An 8565-nucleotide genomic window follows, 5' to 3' on the forward strand; every position below is an offset into this window, starting at 1 on the left:
GCCCCCCGCCCCCTGCCCCTTGTCCTCTTAATTGACTGGAAGTCACGACTACATGAGATAAAAGTGCGAAATGTAGGGGCAATTCATGAATTGCCCCTACGGTAAATCAAGGCTTTCACTGCCTTTTTGCGTAAGTCCTGACATTGTAATGGCTTAAACATCCACCTATATTGTAGTAATCTCTACCTGCTGAAAACTTTTCTGCAACATCGGGGCAATCATATCAGCAGGAACAGGACGACTGAAGTAGTAACCCTGACCTTCATCACATCCACGCATTTGCAGGTATTCAAGCTGCTCTTGGGTTTCCACACCCTCTGCTGTGATTTTCAAGCGGAGGCTCTTTGCTAGGGCAATAATCGCATCGGTGACGGCGGCGCTATCAGGATTAGACATGACATCCTGCACAAATGACTGATCGATTTTGAGCATATTCACAGGAAAGCGTTTCAAATAATTCAGCGAGGAATAACCAGTACCAAAATCGTCTAGAGCCAAGCAGATACCCAGTTCTCGTAATTGTTTTAAGATATGAACTGAACGATCCATATCAGCCATCAAAAAGCTTTCGGTCACTTCCAGTTCTAGGTAAGATGCTTGGAGTCCACTCTCCTCAAGAATTTGGTTGACTATCTCAACCAGATAGGGTTGTTCAAACTGTCGAGATGACAGATTCACAGATATCCGAATTGGGGTATATCCAGCAAGCTGCCAAGCACGGGTTTGGATGCAAGCAGTTCGTAAGACCCATTCGCCAATTGCTACAATCGCACCATTGGTTTCTGCAATGGGAATAAACTTTGCTGGAGAAACCAAACCTAATGTAGGATGCTGCCAGCGAATCAAGGCTTCCATAGCTGTAACTTTTCCGCTATGTAACTCAATTAGAGGTTGATAATAAATCAGCATTTCGCCACGTTCAAGCGCTCCATGTAATTCTTTTTCTAAAGTCAGTCGCTCTTGCAACTGAGCATTAATTTCCGGCGAATAGAATTGGTATCGACTACGCCCTTGCTGCTTTGACTGGTACAGCGCTATATGAGCCTGTTGTAAGACCTGATTTACAGTATTAAGATCGGTTGGGTTATTAATTGTGATGCCGATGCTGGCGGTGATATGAATCGAGTTACCCTCCAAAAAAAAGGGTTTATTTAGGGTACTCAATAACAATTGAGATAACTTAATTACACTTTCCAAAGAATTAATGTCGATTCGGGCAAGGGCAAATTCATCTCCCTTAAAATGGGCAAGAATATCTGTTTGTGTTATGCAGGTTGATAATCTTTGGGCAACTGCTCTTAACAATAAATTTGTTATTTGATGATCCAACCCATGACTCATGCCAATGAAATCATCAATACTTAACACAAATACAGCTACAAGACGTTGGTTGTTTTCAGGTTGGGATAAAATCTGATGGAGGCGATCGCAGAATAGATCGCGATTAGGCAATCCAGTCAGTTCGTCATAATTAGTGATGTAGTGAATTAACTCATCTAATTTGTGAAGAGTTTGTGAGGTATCCGCCATTAACGTACCCGCTTCATCAGCAAATTCTGTGGGCAACTCAGGTAGTGTTTTGCTGTTCAGATAGTTTTGTAATGCCGCAGATGTCAAAATGACCGGTTTAAGGAGATGGTTTAGCGCATAGAGGGTGGCAGCTGTACCCGCTAATGTCGCCAATAGAGCAATAATCATAACTCGCGCCGCCATCTCGAAGGAATAGGAGTTTGAAATGACGAAACTCAAAAGTAAGGTTAGAAGTGGTACGTGAGTACCCAAAAAAGCCACCAACATAATTTTAGCGGTGTAACTTTTTTTGAGCCATCTGAAATTAGCGAGGAACGAATACAGGTAAAGGTTGTGATTTAGCGTCATAAATTATGTTTGATAGTTGGCAAATTAGTTCCGAGCTATCCTGGCAAAAAAGTATTTTTTGTTCGCAATCCAGTGGAATTAGCTCTCGTGGAACCTAACCCTGATAAGGCTATATATTATGCTTCCCAATATCCTTTTCTACTTGACATGTATGATGATAAAGTTTCTGTAAAACTTATTGCAAAAGCTTTTCGATCGCAAACTTGTAGTTGTATTTATTTTTACACTGTCAGTATTTATTGTTTGGCCTGAATGTCATATCAAAAGAAAAGGAACCACAAATATTTATTTGTGGTTCCTTTTCAAAAATTACGAATTATAAAATATTAATTCTTTCTTAGAGGTTGTTTGAAAAGTATTTGGCTGTGATTTTAGGCACTTTTAGATCCCCCCTAGCCTTAAAAAGGGGGGAACCGGAATCGAAGTCCCCCTTTTAAGGGGGATTTAGGGGGATTTATAACTTTTTATACCGACAGTATGACTTTTCAAACATCCTCTTAAGATACGTATACCAGTTCTAAATCATTCGTGAAAAGTTAAACACCGTTAAGTGTGCGATTAATTCTGCAACAAATTATCCCAATTGATTGCCAGAAAAGAGCAGATTTGTAACTTGCTCTAGTGTCTTTAATGCTGTTAATGAACCTCTAATCAGCCGAGTAGCGGCAAGGGGTTGTCGAAGCATGGCGATCGCTAAAGGAAAAGGGTTTAGAGAGCCATCAGAGTTAATTGCTGATGTGAGATCGGGGATATCGTGCTGACAATCGTCGCTGACTACTCGCAGCATTGCCACAGACACCCCAGCCGCATTGAAAAATTCTAAAGCGGTAAATCCTTCCATATCAACAACATCAGCCGCCCAAGTCTCACCTAAACGGCGTTTTTCGGGCGCAGACCAAATGACGCGATCGCTAGTTAATGACTTGACTAATGAGACTTTCTCTGATATGTAAGAGTGCAATTGAGTTGTAAAAGTGCGATCGCATTCTTGCCGCTTCCCCTGATAAACACAATCTTGATACAGCACAATATCACCAACTGTATAGCGATCGCTCAAGCTACCACATATACCCATAATTAGCACTCTAGATTTTGGAGCTAAAAATTGTGCATTTCCTGGGGATTTTTGCAGATATTTGAGCAAAGGTTTCATCCCCACAGGTATGGCTACTACGGTTGACATGGAACCAGTTACGCTGCTTAATCCGCGACACACAGCTTTATATTCTGCTCCTTGGGGTACTAAAATTGTATTGATGGGCAAAAAATTAGGCACTAGATCTCCCAAAAACTCTGACAGAATAATTGCTTATCAAAACCAAGTTTCATATTTAAAAATTTTGCCACATCTGAGTGACAATAAAGAATGTTGCCCTTTTCTGGTCATAAACTCCAGGTGATTGCTGTAGCATGACTAAATAATTGTGCCACCCACGATAATTTTCCAAGATGGTAAAGCCTGATCGCTCAAAATCCGCACGAGAACTCTTCAATATTTCTAAACTAGCGATTCAATTTTCGTGGCTGACGGTGAGTTTTTGGATTGCTGTAACGGTAGCTGGTATTCTGGCTTTCAGTTCTCTCAAGTATGCTTTGTTTCCAGATATTACCTTTCCAGTGGTAGTTGTGAATGCTACAGCCCCCCTGACAACTGCCCTGGATACAGAGGCGAAGCTTACCAAACCGTTGGAAGAACGCCTCCGTTCTCTAGAAGGACTGGAGAATATTCGCTCATCCACCTATCCTAGTCAAACAGCCGTTAGCCTTTCTTTTGCCGTTGGTACAAATTTAGAAACATCGACTAAAAAGGTGGAAACTGCCCTCAAGCAGTTGACTTTGCCTCAAGGAGCGACTTCTAAAATTATTCCCCTGAATCTGAACGAGTCAGCCGCCATTAGCTATGCCATTGAGAGTCCCACTCGGAATCTGACAGATTTGACAAAGTTGGCGAAAGACGACATTGTAAGTGCGATCGCTAAACTACCAGGAGTCCTGAAAGTCTCACTGTTGGGCGGTGCTACTGCAATTCCCCTAAATCCCTCGAATGTGAGTCCAGCAGCCATCCCCCAAGCAGGTGCAACATTAGTCAGATTTAACGGCCAAGATGCACTGGCATTTCAGGTAATCAAACGCGGTAGCGCTAACACCTTAGAAGTAGTAAGTCGAGTTGAAAAAGAAGTCCAAAGGCTACGTTCTACCCTCAAGGATGTCAAACTCACCTTAGCTGCTACCCAAGCAAAATATATCCGCCAAGCCACCCAGTCAACTATCGATGCTTTGCTAGAAGCAGTTTTGTTGTCCATCGTGGTAATTTTTCCTTTTTTGTGGAATTGGCGAGCCACCCTAATCTCTGCCTTGGCGATTCCTACGTCTTTATTGGCGACATTTATCGTCATGGCAATTTTCGGTTTCAACTTAGAAACCATTACGTTGTTAGCTTTAGCTTTGGTGATTGGGAGTATTGTTGATGATGCGATCGTGGATGTGGAAAACATTATGCGACACATTGAAGATGGCGAAACTCCTCGTCAAGCGGCGTTTTTAGCAACCAATGAAATTGGATTAACAGTCACCGCCGCCACCTTGACAGCAGTAGCAGTTTTTCTACCCATAGGTTTGATGGGTGGAGTAATCGGTCAGTTCTTCAAGCCTTTCGGCATTACTGTTTCAGCAGCGATGCTTGCTTCTATGTTAGTTGCTCGGACTTTATCTCCAGTTCTGGCTATTTACTGGCTAAAACCTAAATCCTCGCTCTCCCCACGTCAGGAAGCAAAAATTTGGGTAGCGTTTGCCCAATCTTACAGAAACTTGCTGAGTTGGTCTTTGAATCACCGGAAAATAGTTATCGGATTAGCTGTCCTCAGCTTCATCGCAGGTATAGCACTGATTCCACTAATTCCCAAAGGGTTTATTCCCAAACTCGATCGCGGCGAATTCAATATTGCTTATACTGTTCCTTTACCAAATATCCCAGATTTGGGTAGAGGGACACAAGAACAAGGGAGCAATATTCCCAATCCCTTAAACGATTCTCTTCAGGTTGCTAAAAAACTAGAAGATGTAGTCAGAAAATCACCAGCAGTTGAAACGGTATTTACTACTGTTGGTTCTCGTGAGGGTGAGCCAAACAAAGGCACACTATATATAAAGTTAAAGGAAGACCGCGCGATCGCAACTGCGGAACTACAAGACCAATTGCGCTCCACTTTACCTATCCTTCCTGGGGTAACGACTAGTGTGGAAGATATTCAATTTGTCGATTCTGGGGGTCAAAAACCTCTCCAAATAGCTTTAAGTGGTAACGATCTCCAAGCCTTAAGTAAAGCAGTCAAGGCAATTAAAGAAAGAATTCAAAGACTACCGGGATTTGCTGATGTCACAATTACAGGTGAAACGAATCCACAGGGTAAGGTTTTTCAAATCGAGCATTTAAATAATCAGCGAGTTGCTTATGTTAGTGCGAATCTTGGCAAGGATCTGTCTTTAGGTGATGCTACTGACAAAGTAGTAGCAGAAGCGAAGGCGGTATTACCGTCCAATGTTTCCTTAGATTTAGGAGGAGACTCTGCTAACCAAAGTGAGGTTTTTAGCAGTTTTGGCAGTACTTTGGCTTTATCTGCCCTGTGTATTGTTGTGGTACTATTTTTGCTGTTCAAAACCTGGGTAGACCCTCTGGTGATTGGTGTATCTTTACCTTTGGCACTAGTGGGGGCAATGTTGGCATTACTGATTACCAGGAGTGACTTTGGTATGATCTCACTGATTGGTTTCGTCTTTTTACTGGGGCTGGCCAATAAAAATGCCATCTTGCTTGTGGATTACATCAACCAGTTACGCAATGCTGGTACAGAACGCACCGAGGCGATCCTGAAGACAGGAATAGTGCGCCTCAGACCAATTATGATGACTACCGCCTCCACTATTTTGGGAATGCTACCGATCGCATTAGGTTTAGGTGCTGGTTCGGAATTGCGATCGCCTATGGCTGTAGCGATCGCTGGTGGACTCGTAACTTCAACGATCCTCAGCTTAATTGTCGTGCCGGTAGTCTACACCATTTTAGATGATTGGTTTCCCCGATTTAAAAAGAGAGGGACAGCTTGATGCCAGTTTTTGTTACAGGGGGTACGGGTTTTATTGGTGCCCACTTGGTACGGTTGCTTTTACAACAAGGATATGATGTCAAAGCGCTAGTCCGCTCAAGCAGCAACCTGGAGAATCTCCGCGGTTTGGATGTGGAAATTATCAAAGGCGATTTGAACGCTTCAAATCTCTGGGAAGAGATGAGAGGTTGTCAATATCTATTTCACGTTGCAGCCCATTATTCTCTGTGGCAAACAGACCGAGAGTTACTTCACCATAACAATGTCCTAGGTACGCGCAATGTGTTAGCGGCAGCTAGCAAAGCTGGAATTGAGCGTACCGTTTATACTAGTTCAGTAGCAGCTATTGGGGTAGGATCCTTTGGTCAAGTTGTCGATGAAACACATCAGAGTCCCCTAGAAAAGTTGGTGGGTGACTACAAAAAGTCTAAGTTTCTGGCTGAACAAGAAGCCATACAAGCTGTTGCTAGAGGTCAAGAGGTAGTTATTGTCAATCCTAGTAGTCCCATTGGAGCGTTGGATATCAAACCTACCCCGACAGGTGATATAATCTTACGGTTTTTACAACGGCAAATGCCCTTTTATTTAGATACTGGTCTGAATTTTATCGATGTGCGGGATGTAGCATGGGGGCATTTACTGGCTTTGCAACGGGGTAAGTCAGGCGATCGCTATATCTTAGGTCATCAAAATTTAAGTCTCAAAGAACTACTCGAACAACTTGCCGATATCACCGGTTTGATAGCACCTCAACGAACAGTACCCCCTTGGTTGCCCCTTAGTGTTGCCTGGGTTGATGAAAAGATTCTCGCACCCTTGGGTAAATCGCCCTCAGTGCCATTGGATGGCGTGCGGATGGCGAAACAACCTATGTATTATGATGCTGCAAAGGCTGTACGAGAGTTGGGTCTACCTCAATCTTCGTTGAAAGCAGCACTCAAAGATGCTGTAGATTGGTTTGTTGCTCAGGGCTATGTGAGATGAAAAATATAACGATCCTGTAGTGTTTTTAGATATATAAAGAGGAGCGATCGCAACAATGGCAGTTAATATACAACAAGCTATGGATATCGGGAAGTATCTGGTTACTCAGCGTTTGAAAGGACGTAAACGCTTCCCCTTAGTATTGATGTTGGAACCTCTTTTTCGCTGTAATCTAGCCTGTACTGGTTGTGGTAAAATCCAACATCCCAAGGAAATTTTAAAGCAAAATCTCACCCCAGAACAGTGCTTTACCGCAGTGGAAGAGTGTGGCGCACCGGTTGTCTCAATTCCTGGGGGAGAACCTCTGCTACATCCCCAGATCGATGAGATTGTTCAGGGATTAATTGAGCGCAAGAAATATATTTACTTGTGTACCAATGGTTTGTTGTTAGAAAAGAATCTAGATAAGTTTCAACCTTCCCCTTACCTAACTTTTAGCGTGCATTTAGATGGAATGCGCGAGTTACACGATCGCTGTGTCGATCGTCAAGGTGTTTTTGATATTGCTGTCAAAGCTATTCGCGCCGCTAAAGCTAAAGGCTTTCGTGTCGCCACTAACACCACTATCTTTGAAGGTACTGAACCTAAAGATATGCAAGAGTTCTTCGATTTTCTGGAAACCCTAAATACTGACGGGATGATGATTTCTCCCGGCTACAGTTATGAATGGGCACCAGATCAAGATCATTTTCTTCACCGCGAACAAACCCGCACCCTCTTCCGGCAAATTCTGGCTCCTTATAAAGCTGGTGAAAAAAGCTGGAACTTCAATCACAATCCCCTCTTTCTAGATTTTCTCACTGGTGAGAAGGACTACGAATGCACGCCTTGGGGTAGCCCTAGCTATAGCGTTCTCGGTTGGCAAAAACCTTGCTATCTATTGAACGAGGGTTATTACTCTACCTTCAAGGAATTACTAGCACAAACTGATTGGAGTCAATACGGCCAGAAGAGTGGTAATCCCAAGTGTGCCGATTGCATGGTTCACTGTGGCTACGAACCCACCGCCGCAATGGATGCAATGCAACCGCAAAATATGGCGCGTGCCCTTGGCAGTGTGTTTGGCAGAAACTAGTAAGTAGTTAAAAGAACAACCACCGGAGGAGGCAGTACGGTCTTCTCCTGTGGGGTTAGTTCTGAAGGCGATCGCTATTAGGTAAACCTTGCTGGTTACTTGGCTCTTTACGAGATTGAAGTTGAGTATATATATAAGCTACCAATGCTAAGGCCAATCCAATGGCCAAGACTACTCCCAAGATTCGCAAAAAATTGGGAGTGATTCTCGTAGCTAGCTGCTCATTGAGCTTTGGTTGGTAAATAGTATCATCCGTTCGCACTTGTGGTCTGCCTTGATTGGATGCAGGTCGTGGTTGATACAACGTTACATCTGGTGGTACTTGTTGCCCACCTTGATTAGATGCAGGACGCGGTTGATACAACGTTACATCTGGTGGTACTTGTTGCCCGCCTTGATTAGAACCAGGTCGCGGTTGAAACAACGTCTTATCTGGTGGTACTTGTTGCCCGCCTTGATTAGAACCAGGTCGCGGTTGAAACAACGTCTTATCTGGTGGTACTTGTTGCCCGCCTTGATTAGAAC

5 protein-coding genes and 1 pseudogene are annotated in these 8565 nt (G+C 43.4%); 3 read left to right on the top strand and 3 right to left on the bottom strand.

The genetic code is table 11. From position 1 onward, the window contains the following. Positions 1 to 165: 165 nt before the first annotated feature. Entirely contained in the window at positions 166 to 1878 is a 1713-nt protein-coding gene (locus tag V7K55_RS06560; protein WP_334829383.1) for a putative bifunctional diguanylate cyclase/phosphodiesterase, read from the bottom strand. Positions 1879 to 2452: 574 nt separating this feature from the next. Beyond that, positions 2453 to 3154 carry a 5'-methylthioadenosine/S-adenosylhomocysteine nucleosidase family protein gene (locus tag V7K55_RS06565; protein ID WP_334829385.1) on the bottom strand — a complete coding sequence of 234 codons (702 nt, stop codon included), beginning with the start codon at positions 3152 to 3154 and terminating at the stop codon, positions 2453 to 2455. A 173-nt stretch (positions 3155 to 3327) separates the two neighbouring features. On the opposite strand from V7K55_RS06565, the gene V7K55_RS06570 reads away from it, so the two are divergent. Genes V7K55_RS06570 through hpnH form a run of 3 tightly spaced genes read left to right on the top strand, consistent with a single transcriptional unit; the run spans position 3328 to position 8040 of the window. Then, on the top strand, positions 3328 to 5982 hold the full coding sequence (locus V7K55_RS06570) for an efflux RND transporter permease subunit (RefSeq protein ID WP_334829387.1): 2655 nt from the start codon (positions 3328 to 3330) through the stop codon (positions 5980 to 5982). After that, positions 5982 to 6965, top strand: a complete 984-nt coding sequence (hpnA, locus tag V7K55_RS06575) for a hopanoid-associated sugar epimerase (protein ID WP_334829389.1) — start codon at positions 5982 to 5984, stop codon at positions 6963 to 6965. Before V7K55_RS06570 ends, hpnA begins: the two co-directional genes overlap by 1 nt. 55 nt (positions 6966 to 7020) lie before the next feature. Then, positions 7021 to 8040: an adenosyl-hopene transferase HpnH gene (gene hpnH / locus V7K55_RS06580; protein WP_334829391.1), complete on the top strand. Its 1020-nt coding sequence runs from the start codon at positions 7021 to 7023 to the stop codon at positions 8038 to 8040. 55 nt (positions 8041 to 8095) lie between these two features. Here the strand turns inward: hpnH and V7K55_RS06585 are convergent. Then, positions 8096 to 8565: pseudogene (locus V7K55_RS06585) on the bottom strand (serine/threonine protein kinase); the annotation flags it as partial.

Source organism: Nostoc sp. (assembly GCF_036919895.1).
Lineage (GTDB): Bacteria > Cyanobacteriota > Cyanobacteriia > Cyanobacteriales > Nostocaceae > Nostoc.

What these genes read in the sequence shown, in the direction of transcription:
- V7K55_RS06560 (WP_334829383.1), bottom strand. Translation starts at nt 1,878, where the DNA reads ATGACGCTAAATCACAACCTTTACCTGTATTCGTTCCTCGCTAATTTC.
- hpnA (WP_334829389.1), top strand. Translation starts at nt 5,982, where the DNA reads ATGCCAGTTTTTGTTACAGGGGGTACGGGTTTTATTGGTGCCCACTTG.
- hpnH (WP_334829391.1), top strand. Translation starts at nt 7,021, where the DNA reads ATGGCAGTTAATATACAACAAGCTATGGATATCGGGAAGTATCTGGTT.
- V7K55_RS06570 (WP_334829387.1), top strand. Translation starts at nt 3,328, where the DNA reads ATGGTAAAGCCTGATCGCTCAAAATCCGCACGAGAACTCTTCAATATT.